The following is a 14,079-nucleotide window of genomic DNA, read 5'->3' on the forward strand; positions in this document are numbered from 1 at the left end:
GTTCGCCGGGGAAGGGTGCGCCGGGCCGCGCACCGGGCGGCGGACCCGGACGGGCGCCGGGCGGGGGACCGGGGCGTGGATTCTGATACGGGTTGGGACTTGGACGTGAACTCCGTGGAGGACGGCCGCCATGTGGCTCATCGCCGTAGGGGGAAGTCTCGTAGGGCGAATTCACTGACAAGATCTCCATAACTCGTAGCGGTCCAAGTGGCTATCAGCGGTAGTCGTCACCGCGGCGGACGCAGGCCGGCTCCGCGAGTCACCCGACGGGCAGATGACCAGGCACTTCATTCGGCGGCAGTGCGCCGGTTCGCGCGTGTCCCGGTGCGGCGGCGCGGCGGCGCCGGTGCGGAACCGAGCACGTAGGACTGCACCAGATGATTCCAGCTGCAGGTCCGGCATACCTCGACGACGTGGACCGAGAACTCTTCGCGAGTCTCGGCGAGGCGCACCAGCTCCTCGGGCGTGCGAGCCGATCCGGCGACCGGTCCGAGGCCGTCGCCGAAGACCCAGGATACGAGGGTCAGCTGTTCTTTCCGGCAGATGGGGCATGTGACCTCGCTCCCCCGGCCATGGAACTTCGCCGCACGCAAGAGATAAGGATTCGCATCACACACCTCGGCGACATCGACCCGGCCCGCATAGACGTCAGCCAGCAGCGACCGGCGCCGGAGGGCGTAGTCGACAACTTGCCGCTGAATTCGCACGAGAACCAGAGTAGCGGTGTTGCAATCCCGCCGCCCCGGGCTGTGCGGATTGACCGGTCCCCGGCGGCCACCGAACCAGCGCGGCGCGCCGTTATCCGGACTACGATCCGTCTGTGTCCACCGCAGCATCCGGGCGCACGCGAGCGCGTGACCTCGACCGCGCCACCGCGTCCAGCGTGCTGGATGCTGCCTATGCCGAGGGCCAGCTCGGCGCCGACGAGTATCACGACCGAATCGCGCAGGCCGCGGCGGTGAAAACGCTGGGCGAGCTGGCGGCGCTCACCGCCGATCTGCAAACCTCCGCCGTCACTCGAGGGTTCACCACGGGTGGATCGTCGGCCACGCGAAAACCCTTGCGCCGCGCGGGATCCGGGGGAAGTTATCCTGCTCACACCCGGGCACGCGATGCCGATCGCGCCACTACTCGCGAACTCTTGGACCGCGCCCGCGCCGACGGCCAGCTGTCCGAAGACGAGCACGATGCCCTCACCGAGCTCGCCGCGGAGGCGCGCACCCTGGGCGATCTCGCGGATCTGGTCGCGGACCTACAGCGGCCCCGCGATGCGGCGCCCGTGCCGCGTCCGCCGCGCTCGCGCCGCCGGTGGTATCAGGGGGCGGTCATCGCGGCCGCGGTGCTGGCGGCCTGTGCCGGATTTCTCGCGGTCACCCGGGCCGCGGAAGAACCGCGGTCTGCGGCACAAGCCGTGCCCGTGCTGGACCTCGGGGCGGTGCAGCCACTGGTAGTTCCGACGCCCAGTCTGGTCACCACCGAAGGAGTCGCGACGTTCCTGCGTAATTATCAGCAGAAGTTCGGGGACCTCCAGGTGGACGAACTGACCGTGCACGCCGAGTACGCCTCGTTCGCCCGAGCTCTGCCCGGCCAATCCAACCGGAAGGTCGAGTACGGCTACCGCGGAGGTTTCGCGCAGTCCAAAGAGATCACGACGCGCAAGACCGACACCCCGTCGGTGGATCTCGGCGCCTTGAACGTGGCGGCGATCGGCCGGGCGCTCGCCGACGCGGCCACCATCACTCAGGTTCCCGGCGGCGCCGTGACGCATTTCGCGGTGAGCGTCAACGACGTCGGTCTCTACGCTCAGTATGGGATTCCCGCTGGTCAACCCATCGTCAGGGTCTACGTGAGCAACTCCGTCAGGGAGAGTGGCAACTTCTTGATGACCCCGGCGGGCGAGGTGCGCCGCGTCTGGCCGTTCAAGGGATAAGGCAATGGCGACAACCCGATACAGCGGCATTCGCGCCCGCGACACCGACCGCGCCGACGTGTGCGGCCTGCTCGACACCGCGCTGGCCGAGGGCCAGCTCACCGAAAGCGAGCACGCCGCCCGGACCGCCAAGGCGATGCGGGCCACTTCCTTCGGCGAGCTGGACGCGCTGATCGGTGATCTGCAGATTCCCGGTGAACTGGCGAACGCCCCCGTCGTCCGGGTGGACCGGCGTCGCCCGCGGCGCTGGCTGGCACCGGTCTCGACGGTCGCCGCCGCCCTGGTCGCGGGTGCGATGGTTGGCGCGATCAGCCGCTGCGGCGTCGATCTGCCGGGGTCGTCGGAGAACGTTCCCGACATGACCACCGGGGCAGGTCTGGCCTATTTCCTCGCGGAGTACCAGTCGCAGTTCGGCGATCTGATCGCCGACGAGGTCACCTTGTATCCGAAGTACGCGCTCGTGGACCGGCAGACACCGGGCCACGCCTCCGAGACCAGCGACTACTACTACGACGGTGACTTCCGTAGCTCCACGACCGCGGAGCGCAAGTCGGGGACGCCCGCCTTCGACCTCGCCTCCGTCGACGTGCCCGCCATCGCCCGGCTGCTGGCCGGTGCGCCGCAGACGGTGCAGTGCCCGGACGGCGAGATCAGCCACGTCGGCATGGAGTACGACTCGCCCGGCGCGGTCGACCGCGGCCCCGTGGTGAATATCTACGTCCAGTGCAAAGGTGGCGCGTCCGGGCACGCGAAGGTGACTTTCACGGGCGAGCCGGTCGCGATCTTCCCGCGCCCTCGCTGATTCCGAACTCTGTCCTCCCACGGGTGACGACTGTGCACAGATGTATCGCTCCGATATAGTGGAAAGTCGCATCCATCGGTTAGGTCTGTACACAGTCAGGGGGTGAAGCCCGGTGCTCGAACTGGCAATCCTCGGGCTGCTCCTCGAAGCGCCCATGCACGGGTACGAGCTGCGCAAGCGGCTGACCGGCCTGCTCGGGGCGTTTCGGGCCTTCTCCTACGGGTCGCTCTATCCCACCCTGCGCCGCATGCAGGCGGACGGGTTGATCGCCGAGGAGATCCCCGCGGGCGCGACGACACGCCGTGCGCGACGGGTCTACCACCTGACCCCGGCCGGGCGGGAGCGGTTCAGCGAGCTGCTCGCCGACACCGGACCGCAGAACTACACCGACGACGGCTTCGGCGTTCATCTGGCCTTCTTCAGCCGCACTCCCGCGGAAGCGCGGATGCGGATCCTGGAGGGCAGGCGGCGTCAGGTCGAGGAGCGCCGAGAGGGGCTCCGGGAGGCGATCAAGAAGGCCAGCGGGTCGCTGGATCGCTACACCCGGCAGCTCCACCAACTCGGGCTCGAATCAAGCGAGCGCGAAGTGCGCTGGCTCAACGAGTTGATTGCGGCGGAGCAATCGACGAAGGCGGCACCACAGAAAGAGGGAAATATCGGCCATGAGTGACATCGAGAAGGCTGACAACGCCACAGAAGTTCGCGTCGCCATCGTAGGTGTGGGTAACTGCGCCTCCTCGCTGGTCCAGGGCGTGCAGTACTACAAGGACGCGGACGAGACCTCGACCGTTCCCGGCCTGATGCACGTGAAGTTCGGGCCCTACCACGTCCGCGACGTCAAGTTCGTCGCCGCGTTCGACGTGGACGCGAAGAAGGTCGGCTTCGACTTGGCCGAGGCGATCTTCGCCAGCGAGAACAACACCATCAAGATCTCCGACGTGCCGCCGAGCGATGTCGTCGTGCAGCGCGGCCCGACCCTCGACGGCATCGGCAAGTACTACGCGGAAACCATCGAGCTGTCCGAGGCCGAGCCGGTCGACGTCGTCCGGGTGCTGAAGGACAACAAGGTCGACGTGCTGGTGTCCTACCTGCCGGTGGGCTCGGAGGAAGCCGACAAGTTCTACGCGCAGTGCGCGATCGACGCCGGTGTGGCGTTCGTCAACGCGCTGCCGGTGTTCATCGCCTCCGACCCGGTCTGGGCGGAGAAGTTCACCAAGGCGGGCGTGCCGATCGTCGGTGACGACATCAAGAGCCAGGTCGGCGCCACCATCACCCACCGCGTGATGGCCAAGCTGTTCGAGGACCGCGGCGTGCAGCTCGACCGCACCATGCAGCTCAACGTCGGCGGCAACATGGACTTCAAGAACATGCTCGAGCGCGAGCGCCTGGAGTCGAAGAAGATCTCCAAGACCCAGGCCGTCACCAGCAACCTGAAGAAGGAACTGGGCGCCAACGACGTGCACATCGGTCCGTCCGACCACGTCGGCTGGCTCGACGACCGCAAGTGGGCCTACGTCCGCCTGGAGGGCCGCGCTTTCGGCGACGTGCCGCTGAACCTGGAGTACAAGCTCGAGGTGTGGGACTCGCCGAACTCCGCGGGCATCATCATCGACGCGGTGCGCGCGGCGAAGATCGCCAAGGACCGCGGCATCGGCGGACCGGTCATCCCGGCCTCGGCCTACCTGATGAAGTCCCCGCCGCAGCAGCTCGCCGACGACATCGCGCGCGCCCAGCTGGAGGCGTTCATCATCGGTGCGGAATAGGCACCGTACCAGGGCATGAGGTCGGCCGAAGGCGAGACGCTCTCGGCCGACCTCCCCTCGATCTATAGGCCGCGGTAGACGTCTTTCCGCCAGCCGACCTTCACCACGAGGATCACGAGCACGCCGTTGTCCACCCGGTAGGCGACCCGGTATCTGCCGACTCGCAGGCGGAACAGGTCATCGTGGCCCGACAACTTCTTCACATCCAGCCCCGGAGCATAGGGGTCGTCGCCGAGTGCCGTGAGCGCGGTCAGGATTCGCATCGCGTCCTGACGCTCGATGGCGAGTAGTTCCCGGCGGGCGGACTCCAGGAAGCGAAAGCGGTACTTCACTTCGTGTCGTCCTCGAAGAGGTCGGCCAGCACCTCCGCCATGGTGAAGGTCCGCTCGTCGGCCGCGAGCCTGACTTCGGCTTCACGCGCGAGAAGTTCGTCCTCGGCCGCATCGAACGCCTCGACCATGGACAACGGCACCAGCGCTGCGGCGGGCGCGCCGTCGCGCAAGATGATCACTTGCTCGCCGGATTCGGCTTCACGGATGTGAGCGGCGAGGTTGGCGCGCAACTCCCGGATACTGATCTCCGACATACCTGAAGTGTACACATTATCGTGTACACTTCAGCGCGCGGATTCAGTCCAGCGAGACGTAGACCTCCACCGAGGCGGGGCCGGTGTAGCGCTCCACTTCGGCGGTGTGTGAGCGGGTGATGGTTCCCGCGCTCTCGGCTTTCGCCACCTGCGCCCAGGCGGTGCGCAGCAGGTCGTAGGGCTTGTCGGCGACGACGAACTTGGCGTAGCGGCCCGGCGGGATGATGGTGAGCACGTCGCCGGGGTCCAGCTCCCCCATACCGCCGATCTCGTAGCCGAGCACGGCGACGGCGTGATCGTTCTGGCCGATGTAGGCGGCCACTCGCGGCACGTTCTTCTCCCGTGCCAGGTACCGATCCCAGGTGAAATTCACCAGGTCGAGGTCACGCGCGGTCACCTCGCGGCCGGCCAGCGGCACGGTAAGGCCCGCGACCATGCTCTGCGGCAATGTGACGATCTCGAAGTCCACTGTCTGTTTCCTACCCGTTGCCCTGATCGTCTGCCATTGCCACGAAGACTTCCACCGTGCGTGCGTCCGGATAGTGCTCCCAGTCGCCGGTATAGGCACGCACCAGCCGCCCGGCGGCCTCCGCGTCCCACACCGCTCGCCAGATGCTCACGATGGTGTCGCCGAGATTGTCTCCACTGGCGACGAACCGGGCGAAGCGCCCGGCGGGCACCCGGGCGAGCACGTCGCCGGGCAGCAGGTCGGCCAGGCTGTGGCAGCGGTAGCCGACGATGTGGGTCAGGTACGAATTGATCTCCGGCGCGTGGTCGACGTACGCCGTGGTCGGCGGTCCGGGCAGCTTGCGGGCCAGGTTGCGCTTCCACGCCTCTTCGACTTTCGCGCGGCGCGGTCCTTCGACCGCGAGCGCGGGGCTGCGAAGCACTGTTCCCGCCACCAGCGTCTCGGGTTGGTCAACGACATTGAAATCCACCGGCGTAGCCCCTATGTCTCGTCTGTCTTCAATTGGCGTCGCTCCCGGTGCCCTCCATGGTGACGCAGGCTACCGCCTCCGGGCCCGTCGCTCGCGCCGCGCTGCCGTCGCTCGAGCGCATATCCTTCCGCATCGTTTCCGCGGTTTCGGCGTCGGCCCGTTCCGACGCACTCGCTGTTCGCTCTCACTCTGGCAAACGATGCTGCCACGTCATGCGTTCCACCGGGCGACGGAAGGTCACAGCATCATCGCTATCCAGGAACCGGAATGCTCAGCCCCGGGAAAATCTCCACCTCGCTGGGCGGTTGCGCGCTGGAGGGGATGATCACCACGGGTTCGCGCTGCGGTGACTGCTGCGGTGGATTCAGGATGTCGTAGGGCCCGCCGGAGGGCGGCTTGGTCTGATTCGGTCCGGCCGGCGGCTGCGTGCCTGCGAACTGTTCGATCGGTGTGCCGTCGAGCGCGTCGTCCATCACCTGTTTCCAGATGTCGGCGGGCAGGCCGGAGCCGTAGATGTCGGCTCCGCGCGCGGTGCGGATCGGCTGGGACTGTTCGGTGCCGATCCAGACCGCCGTGGACAGCGACGGCGTGAAGCCGATCATCCACGCGTCCTTGTTGAGATCGCTCGCGCCGAGCTGTGTGGTGCCGGTCTTGGCGGCCGAGGGACGGTTGTGCTTCAGTGCGTGCCCGTTGGAGTAGGCCGCGATCGGGAGCATCGCCTCGGTGGTGTTCTCCGCGATCTTCCGGGAGATGCGCTGCTGCCCCTCGGGCAGTTGTTCGCCGACCTGTTGCTCCGGGCCGCGATCCAGCAGCACCCGCCCGTCACCGGTCACCACCCGCTGCACGAAATAGGGCCGGTGGTACACGCCTGAGGCGCCGATCGTGGCGTAGGCCGAGGCCATGTCGATGGGCCGGACCACGTACTGCCCGAGGACGATCCCGTTCAGCGGTTTACCGCCGTCCTCGCTGAGGGTCTTGCCCGCCACGCCCGGCAGCTCTTCCGGGATCCCCGCCGCGTGCGCCGCGTCCGCGATGGCCTGCGGCCCGTCGAACATCGACATGGTCAACCGGTAGAAGCTGGTGTTGAGCGAGCGTTTCAGCGCCTCGGCCATGGTGCACTTGCCGCAGGACTCGCCGTCCACGTTGGTGATCCGGGTACCGCGGTCGGTCACCGGGGAGCTGTCCAGCACGCGCGACAGCGGAATGCTCTGCTGCTGCGCGGCGATGGCCGCGAACACCTTGAACGCCGACCCGGTCTGCAACGGCGCTTGGGCGAAGTCGAAGCCGATGCCGTCGTAACCGCCGAAGTACGCGCGCACCGCGCCGGAACGGGGATCGATCGACACCACCGCGGCACGCAGTTCCGGCGGCTGGGAACCGAGCCGGTCGCGCACCGCGCCCAGGACCGCCTGCTGTGCCCTGGCGTCGATGGTGGTGGTGATCTGCAGCGCGCCCTTGTTCAGGTCGCGTTCGCTGATGCCGGAGTCGCGCAGCTCGCGCACCACCTGGTTGCGGATCAGGCCCTCGGGGCCGCGGGCCACGTTGTCGTCCGGGATCTGGGCGAGCGGGACGATCAGCGGAAAAGTGGTGGCGTCACGATCACCCGGCGCGAGGACGCCCATCTCGACCATCCCGTCGAGCACGTAGCGCCAGCGCGCCTTCAATTCCGGCAGGTGGGTCTCCGGGTCCAGGATCGAGGGCGTCCGGATCAGCGCGGCGAGCACCGCACCCTCCGCGAGGGTCAGCTGGTTGACCTGTTTGTCGAAGTAGACCTTGGCCGCCGCGGCGATGCCGTAGGACCCACGGCCGTAGTAGATGGTATTGAGGTAGGCGGCGAGGATGTCGTCTTTGCTCCACTGCCGCGCCATCTTCGCCGCGATGATCAGCTCGCGCATCTTGCGGGTGACCGTGCGCTCGGAGCCGAGAAACGCGTTCTTGACGTACTGCTGGGTGATCGTGGAGCCGCCGCCCGCGTTGTCCTTCCCGAGCAGGTTGTCCCGCACCGCCCGCAGGAAGCCGGAAGTCGAGTAACCGGGGTTGCTGTAGAAATTGCGATCTTCGGCCGACAGCACAGCTTCGCGCACCGGTTGCGGCACCTCGGACAGCGGGACCGGCGTCCGATTGCCGTCCGGCGGGACGATTTTCGCGATCACCGTGCGGCCGTCGGCCGCCAGGATGGTCGCGATCTGATTCGTCTGCACCGCACTCGGTTCCGGGATCTCCGCACTCCAGTACGCCAGCACCGACAGCAGCGCGGGCACCACGCCGAACAGGATGAACAAGGCGAGCAGCAGTCGGCGGATACGTTCGGCTCTGCTGCGCGGCGGCCGATTCTCCTCCGGCGCCGGACGCGCCACCGGCGGCCGCGATGCCCGGCGAGCAGCCACGCGTTCACGACGGTTGCGCGCGTTGCGTTTCGCCGCTTCCGGCCGCTCGGTCCAGCCCGCGATCGAGGCATACGGTGCGGTCGGGGGAGCGCCCTTGCCGCCGCGCCTACGTTCTCGCGGTTTGCGGAACGAGCTCACGATCATCTCCTCCCGGAGCGCCGGACGAACTCACCTGCACGAACGAACGGAAAAGAGCATCGAAAAGCAGAGCTTACCGCGTCCTCCCACAAGCAGTCTTTCCACTTTCCATCGGCGACACGCCCGACCCAACGGTACACACAGCCTGCGGTCACCCTGTCTGCGGTCACTCGGCCTATAGCTACCCTGCGCCGCAACCACCCAGCTCAACCCCAGGTTTCGAGCGAAGCGAGACCAAGCATTGCCGCGAACCCGCCGCGCCCGCGCGGCCGAAAACTCAGCTCTTCACGCCGCCCGCGGTGAGGCCGGAGATGATCCGGCGCTGGAACAGCAGGACCATGACGACCAGTGGGATGGTGACGATCGTGCCGGCCGCCATGATCGCCGCGTAGGGCTGCACCAGAGGGTTGTTGCCGGAGAAGCGGGCGATGGCGACGGTGACCGGCTCGGTCTTGTCGCTGGAGAGCAAACGGGCCAAGAGGTATTCGTTGACCGCCGCGATGAACGCGAGAATCGCGGTGGTGAACACGGCGGGAGCGGCCAGTGGCAGCATGACCAAGCGGAACGCCTGCATCTTGGTGGCGCCGTCGATCCGCGCGGCTTCTTCGAGTTCCCACGGCAGTTCGGCGAAGAACGACGCGAGGATGTAGACCGTCATCGGCAGCACGAACGAGATGTTCGGGATGATCATCGCCTGGTACTCGCCGATCCAGCCGAGGTTGGTGAAGAGCTGGAACAGCGGGGTGACCAGGACGACGACGGGGAACATCGAGGCGCTGAGGATCAGGCCGGCCACCACGTACTTGCCGCGGAAGGTGAGCCGGGCCAGCGCGTACGCGGCCAGCACGCCGATCACCAGCGCGATCACCGTGGTGATCGAGCCGATGACGATGCTGTTGACCAGCGCCTTGCCGAAGTTGTTGCCGCGGCTGGTGTCGAACGCGTTGCGGAAGTTCTCCAGCGTGACGTGCGTCGGCCACGGGGTGTTGTCGAAGGTGTAGTCGGGGTCGCGGAACGCGGTGACCGCCATCCAGTAGAACGGCGCGAGACCCCAGACGAGCACGATCAGGGCGCCGAGGTACAGCCGTACCGAGCCGAGGCGCTTGGTCCACGGAACCGGCTGTGCGGTGTGCTGCCCGGTGGCGGGCTTGTCCACTGTCTGCACGGACATCAGTGCGCCTCCCGCTGTTCTTCCTGCGTGCGAACCGCGTTGGCCCCGAGAACCTTCACCAGCACGAACGCGACCGCGAAGATCAGAAGGAAGGTGATGGTGGACAACGCGGCGGCACTGTTGGGGCCTTGCCGGACCTGGTCGACCACCAGGATCGACACCGTGCGGGTGGACGGATTGCCCAGCGTCATGATGGCGGGCAGGTCGTACATGCGCAGTGCGTCCATGGTGCGGAACAGCACCGCGACCAGCAGGGCCGGTTTCAGCAGCGGAAGCGTGATCTGGGTGAACCGCTGCCAGGCCGACGCGCCGTCGACGCGAGCCGCCTCGTACACGTCGGAGGGGATCACCTGGAGACCGGCCAGCAGCAGCAGCGCCATGAACGGCGTGGTCTTCCACACGTCGGCCGCGATCACCGCGAACCGGGCGGGCCAGGCGTCGGAGGTCCACAGAATGTGGGTGCCGAGAACGCGATTGACCACGCCGTCGTACTGGAACATGAACTCCCACAGCCGTGCGGTGACGGCGGTCGGGATGGCCCATGGGATCAGCACGGCCGCGCGCAGCAGCGCCCTGCCGCGGAAGGTCTTGCCCATCACCATGGCCATGCCGAGGCCGAGCGTCGCCTCCAGCGCGACGGTCACGACCGTGAAGAACAGCGTGACCCCGATGGCCATCCAGAATTGCGAGCCGAGGTTGCCGGTGGGGCACGGCACCGTCTCGCCGGTCACGACCTGGCATTGCTGCAGCAGCCAGTGCGTGTAGTTGGCGAACCCGGCGCTGCCGCCTTCGACGAACATGCCGGTGGCCGGGTCGAGCCCGGAGTCCTTCTGGAAGGACATCCACAGCGCCCGGAACACCGGATATCCGATGACCACCGCGAGCGCGATGAGCACCGGCGTGACGAACACCCAGGCTTTCCCGGAGCGTCGCAGGTCCAGCGCCAGCCGCGCGGCGAAGCCACGCTCGGCCGCAACAGCTTCGTCGTCTTTCGGCACGCTAGTCGCCGTTCCCGAAGGATCCGACACCGTTTCTCTCTCCTGCGGGTTCGTCGGGTCCATCGCGCTCGATCACTTACGATCCGGCGGTCTCGATACCCTTTTGCATACCGGTGATCGCGTCGTCGACGGACTTGGTTCCGTTCAACGCAGCATAGGCGTTGTCCTGGATGGCCTTGCTCACCGCTGGATAGAAGGGCGTCACCGGGCGCGGGACCGCGCTGGCGATGGAGTCCTTGAGCGCGGGCAGGTAGGGCATCTTCGCGATCAGCGCCGGGTCGTCGTACATGGACGCGCGCACCGAGGGCAGCGCGCCGGAAGCGACGATGTGCTGCGCGTCCTCGCTGATCAGGAAGCGCAGGAAGTCCAGGGCGGTGGCCTTGTTCTTGGAGTACGCGCTGATCGCCGCGTTGTAGCCGCCGAGGGTGGAGGCGCCGACGCCGTTGTCGCCGGGCAGCGGAGCGACCGCGAACTTGTCCTTCACGGCGGAGGCCTCGCCGCCGACGTCACCGAAGGTGGACGGCCACGAGCGCAGGAACATCAGCTTGCCCTGAGCGAAGGCGTTGCTGGACTCCGGCTCCTTGAAGGTGATGGCCTCTTTGGGGATGTCGCCGTTGTTGTACGCGTCGACCAGCACCTTCAGTCCGGTGCGTGACTGCGGGCTGTTCACCGTGGGCGTCTTGCCGTCGGCGCCGACGAAGCTGCCGCCGTAGGCGTTGATGACCTCGGCCGCGTTCACGGTCAGGCCCTCGTAGGGCGCGAACTGGCCCGCGTAGCAACCGATGTTCTGCTGGCGCGCGATGGGGCACTGGGCCAGCAGTTCGTTCCAGGTCTTGGGCGGGTTGGGCACCAAGTCCTTGCGGTAGAACAGCAAGCCGCCGTTGGTGTTGCGGGGCGCGGCGTAGAGCGTGTTGTTGTAGGTGGCGCTGGCGACCGGTGGCGACAGCAGCGCGCTGGTGTCGATGGTGAAGGAGTCCTTCAGCGGCTGGATCCAGCCCTTGGCGGCGAACTCGGCGGTCCACGGCACGTCCAGGGCGACCACGTCGTAGTTGGACTGCTTGGAACGCATGTGCTCGACGAGGTCGTCGTACTGCTGCGAGGCGTCGTTCGACTGCTCCTTGAACGTCACCTGCTCGTCCGGGTGCGCGGCGTTCCAGCGCTCGATCAGCTGCTTGACCGCGCCGGTCTCGGTGGTGTCCTTGCCCTCGACATAGGTGATCGGACCGCGTCCGGTGAGGTTCTGGCTGATCGGGCTGCCGCCGCTGTCGCTGGAGCATGCACTGGTGAACGTCGCGGTCAGCAGCCCGACCGACGCGACCGCGACCGCGGCCCGTGGCACGAGCGACGAACGTAGGGACGACACCTTCTTCACAGCCATCGCAAACACTCCAGGATCGTTCGTGAGCGGCAGCACACCCTGCCGGTGCACAAGGCAAGATACATGGTGTCGATCCGGCGTGCGGGACAGTGGCGCGAAGTCGCCCACTAGGCTGGGGCGCGATGTCTTCGCCGAACGCGGTCCCCGATCGGATGCTCACCCGCATCGGCGGACTGCTGCGCAAGGCCGAATCCACCGACAACGAGCACGAGGCCGAAGCGTTCCTCGCCGCGGCTCAGCGCCTGGCCACGAAGTCGTCCATCGATCTCGCGGTGGCGCGAGCGCACATCGCGGGACGCGAGCGCAGGTCCACCCCCGTGCAGCGCGTCATCCCGATCGGTGAGCCGGGCAAACGCGGTTTGCGCACCTACGTCCAATTGTTCGTGGCGATCGCCGCGGCCAACGACGTGCGCTGCGATGTCGCCAGGACATCGACGCAGGTCTACGCCTACGGTTTCGACTCCGACATCGATACCTGCGAGGCGCTCTACGCCAGTCTGCTGGTGCAGATGGTGCGTGCGTCCGACCAGTACATCAAGTCGGGCGCCTACCGATCGGCCACGGTGGAGAAGATCGTGGTGGAGAAGCGGTGGGGTCGCCGGATCCGGCGGCGGGTGCAGGCGCCGGTGGCGGGCGTGACGGCGCGGCTGAACTTCCAGATGGCGTTCGCGGCGCGGATCGGGCGGCGGCTGGCCGAGGTGAAGGCGGAGGTCGAAGCCGAGGTGTTGCCCGGGGACGGACCGGCGACCGGCGCCGCGCTGGCCCTCCGCGACAAAGAGATCGAGCTCACAGATTTCTACGCCCGGACGTCGGAGGCGCGCGGCACCTGGCGCGGGCCGCAGGCTTCGACAGGGCATTCGGCGGCGGCGCGGGCGGCGGGCGATCGCGCGGGCCGGGCCGCGCGGATCGGGACCGCACCCGAACTCCCGGCCGCGCGGGCGAAATTGACGTCCGAGGGCGGCTGATCGACGTGGGCAGCGCGGGCTGTGCGATATCGGCGGGCCTCGGCCGCGTGTGGCCGGTCGACGCACCGGGGGGATTCGGCAACCGGTTCAGGTTCGCCGGGACCGGATCGGCGTCGCGGCGATGAGTGTGCGCGATGGTCAACGCGCCAAGGTGTACGACGCCGAGCAGTTGGTCCGCGGGGTGTTCGACCGCGCCGACGAGCACGGAGCACGGACTGTCGAGCTCTACGGTTCCCATCTCACCCTGCCGATCGAGCGCCGCTTCGCCTCCGTGGCATCCGTGCAGAGTTATACGGACAAAGTGCTGGCCCTCAATTGGGTGCGGGGGCGATGGGATCGGGCCGCCGTCCCGGTGCGTGTCCGCGCACGCGCCGGGACCACCGCCGCCCACTACGAGGCGGCCGAGGCCGTGCTCGCCGTTCCGCTGCATACCGGTGGCACCGCCTGGGCGCTGCGGGAACTGGTGATCCTGCACGAACTCGCGCATCACCTGGAGCCCGCGCCCGGATCGGTGGCCGCGCACGGCCCGGAATTCTGCGACCGGTACCTGGAACTGGTCGACGGCGTCGTCGGTCCCGAGGCGGCGCTGCTCCTGCGCACCACCATGCTCGGCTGTGGCGTCCGGATCGGGTGAGCCTTCCGCTGACCGTGCAGCGGGGAGGTGCGGCGCAACCGTCGCCTGCTCCGGCCACGTCGAGCGAAGTGCCTGTCGGCGGAGTGCTGTCGCGCCGTGCGGGGGTGTTCCGTGTGCCACGATCCGCGGTCGAATCCGTGGCATCGCATCGCAGGAAGTCGAAGCGCTGACCGGATGATGTTCGACCGCGACGCGATGGGGGGCGCGGGTGCTGTCAGGTGGAGGGCGCGATAGGAGAGGTGTGTCGCTGTCGGAGGGATGGCAGCGGTTCTCGCTACGCGCGCGGGACCTGCGGGACCAAGGCGGTGACGCGGGCCAAGCGCGCCTCCCACCACGCGGTACGGTCGGCGTCGGGGTGGCGGTGGCTCTCCAGCAGGTGGGGGTCCGGC

General features: G+C 67.7%; 15 protein-coding genes. 6 read left to right on the forward strand and 9 right to left on the reverse strand.

Annotation, left to right across the window (positions count from 1 at the left end; all coding sequences use genetic code 11):
- Positions 1-287 precede the first annotated feature (287 nt).
- Positions 288-707, reverse strand: a complete 420-nt coding sequence (locus HOV91_RS35700; protein WP_043734321.1) for a DUF5318 domain-containing protein — start codon at positions 705-707, stop codon at positions 288-290.
- Between the two features lie 113 nt (positions 708-820).
- Here HOV91_RS35700 and HOV91_RS35705 point away from each other — a divergent pair, with 113 nt between their 5' ends.
- The 4 genes from HOV91_RS35705 (at position 821) to HOV91_RS35720 (ending at position 4,495) form a co-directional block, all read left to right on the forward strand.
- A complete protein-coding gene (locus tag HOV91_RS35705) occupies positions 821-1,930 on the forward strand; it encodes a DUF1707 SHOCT-like domain-containing protein (protein WP_174189627.1) in 1,110 nt (369 codons plus the stop codon).
- Positions 1,931-1,934: 4 nt separating this feature from the next.
- A complete protein-coding gene (locus HOV91_RS35710; protein WP_174189628.1) occupies positions 1,935-2,732 on the forward strand; it encodes a DUF1707 SHOCT-like domain-containing protein in 798 nt (265 codons plus the stop codon).
- Between the two features lie 112 nt (positions 2,733-2,844).
- Positions 2,845-3,402: a PadR family transcriptional regulator gene (locus tag HOV91_RS35715; protein WP_174189629.1), complete on the forward strand. Its 558-nt coding sequence runs from the start codon at positions 2,845-2,847 to the stop codon at positions 3,400-3,402.
- Positions 3,395-4,495, forward strand: a complete 1,101-nt coding sequence (locus HOV91_RS35720) for an inositol-3-phosphate synthase (protein WP_174189630.1) — start codon at positions 3,395-3,397, stop codon at positions 4,493-4,495. The genes HOV91_RS35715 and HOV91_RS35720 overlap by 8 nt, the downstream gene beginning before the upstream one ends.
- Positions 4,496-4,557: 62 nt before the next feature.
- Here HOV91_RS35720 and HOV91_RS35725 read toward each other — a convergent pair whose 3' ends face one another.
- The 8 genes from HOV91_RS35725 to HOV91_RS35760 all read right to left on the reverse strand — a co-directional run bounded on the left by HOV91_RS35725 (position 4,558) and on the right by HOV91_RS35760 (position 12,091).
- The gene (locus HOV91_RS35725) at positions 4,558-4,827 is read right to left on the reverse strand and encodes a type II toxin-antitoxin system RelE family toxin (RefSeq protein WP_174189631.1); all 270 of its coding nucleotides are present in this window, start codon (positions 4,825-4,827) and stop codon (positions 4,558-4,560) included.
- Positions 4,824-5,081, reverse strand: coding sequence for a type II toxin-antitoxin system Phd/YefM family antitoxin (locus HOV91_RS35730; RefSeq protein WP_174189632.1), 258 nt, complete (start codon positions 5,079-5,081; stop codon positions 4,824-4,826). Before HOV91_RS35730 ends, HOV91_RS35725 begins: the two co-directional genes overlap by 4 nt.
- Before the next feature lie 43 nt (positions 5,082-5,124).
- Complete coding sequence (locus HOV91_RS35735) at positions 5,125-5,550, reverse strand: GyrI-like domain-containing protein (protein WP_174189633.1); 426 nt, start codon at positions 5,548-5,550, stop codon at positions 5,125-5,127.
- A gap of 10 nt (positions 5,551-5,560) precedes the next feature.
- Positions 5,561-6,019: a GyrI-like domain-containing protein gene (locus HOV91_RS35740; RefSeq protein WP_174189634.1), complete on the reverse strand. Its 459-nt coding sequence runs from the start codon at positions 6,017-6,019 to the stop codon at positions 5,561-5,563.
- A gap of 251 nt (positions 6,020-6,270) precedes the next feature.
- Positions 6,271-8,550: a transglycosylase domain-containing protein gene (locus HOV91_RS35745; RefSeq protein WP_174189635.1), complete on the reverse strand. Its 2,280-nt coding sequence runs from the start codon at positions 8,548-8,550 to the stop codon at positions 6,271-6,273.
- 271 nt (positions 8,551-8,821) lie between these two features.
- A complete protein-coding gene (locus HOV91_RS35750; RefSeq protein ID WP_174189636.1) occupies positions 8,822-9,715 on the reverse strand; it encodes a carbohydrate ABC transporter permease in 894 nt (297 codons plus the stop codon).
- Positions 9,715-10,776, reverse strand: a complete 1,062-nt coding sequence (locus HOV91_RS35755) for a carbohydrate ABC transporter permease (protein ID WP_174189637.1) — start codon at positions 10,774-10,776, stop codon at positions 9,715-9,717. The genes HOV91_RS35750 and HOV91_RS35755 overlap by 1 nt, the downstream gene beginning before the upstream one ends.
- A 13-nt stretch (positions 10,777-10,789) precedes the next feature.
- A complete protein-coding gene (locus HOV91_RS35760) occupies positions 10,790-12,091 on the reverse strand; it encodes an ABC transporter substrate-binding protein (RefSeq protein WP_174189638.1) in 1,302 nt (433 codons plus the stop codon).
- A gap of 122 nt (positions 12,092-12,213) precedes the next feature.
- Here HOV91_RS35760 and HOV91_RS35765 point away from each other — a divergent pair, with 122 nt between their 5' ends.
- Positions 12,214-13,056: a DUF2786 domain-containing protein gene (locus HOV91_RS35765; protein WP_174189639.1), complete on the forward strand. Its 843-nt coding sequence runs from the start codon at positions 12,214-12,216 to the stop codon at positions 13,054-13,056.
- A 121-nt stretch (positions 13,057-13,177) separates the two neighbouring features.
- Entirely contained in the window at positions 13,178-13,690 is a 513-nt protein-coding gene (locus HOV91_RS35770; protein WP_174189640.1) for a TIGR04338 family metallohydrolase, read from the forward strand.
- Positions 13,691-14,079 lie beyond the last annotated feature (389 nt).

Origin of the sequence: Nocardia barduliensis (assembly GCF_013315795.1) — a bacterium.
Taxonomy (GTDB): Bacteria; Actinomycetota; Actinomycetes; order Mycobacteriales; family Mycobacteriaceae; genus Nocardia; species Nocardia barduliensis.

Coding starts and splice junctions, on each gene's coding strand:
- HOV91_RS35710 (WP_174189628.1), top strand. CDS start 1,935: ATGGCGACAACCCGATACAGCGGCATTCGCGCCCGCGACACCGACCGC.
- HOV91_RS35730 (WP_174189632.1), bottom strand. CDS start 5,081: ATGTCGGAGATCAGTATCCGGGAGTTGCGCGCCAACCTCGCCGCTCAC.
- HOV91_RS35770 (WP_174189640.1), top strand. CDS start 13,178: ATGAGTGTGCGCGATGGTCAACGCGCCAAGGTGTACGACGCCGAGCAG.
- HOV91_RS35750 (WP_174189636.1), bottom strand. CDS start 9,715: ATGTCCGTGCAGACAGTGGACAAGCCCGCCACCGGGCAGCACACCGCA.
- HOV91_RS35755 (WP_174189637.1), bottom strand. CDS start 10,776: ATGGACCCGACGAACCCGCAGGAGAGAGAAACGGTGTCGGATCCTTCG.
- HOV91_RS35720 (WP_174189630.1), top strand. CDS start 3,395: ATGAGTGACATCGAGAAGGCTGACAACGCCACAGAAGTTCGCGTCGCC.
- HOV91_RS35760 (WP_174189638.1), bottom strand. CDS start 12,091: ATGGCTGTGAAGAAGGTGTCGTCCCTACGTTCGTCGCTCGTGCCACGG.
- HOV91_RS35745 (WP_174189635.1), bottom strand. CDS start 8,550: ATGATCGTGAGCTCGTTCCGCAAACCGCGAGAACGTAGGCGCGGCGGC.
- HOV91_RS35765 (WP_174189639.1), top strand. CDS start 12,214: ATGTCTTCGCCGAACGCGGTCCCCGATCGGATGCTCACCCGCATCGGC.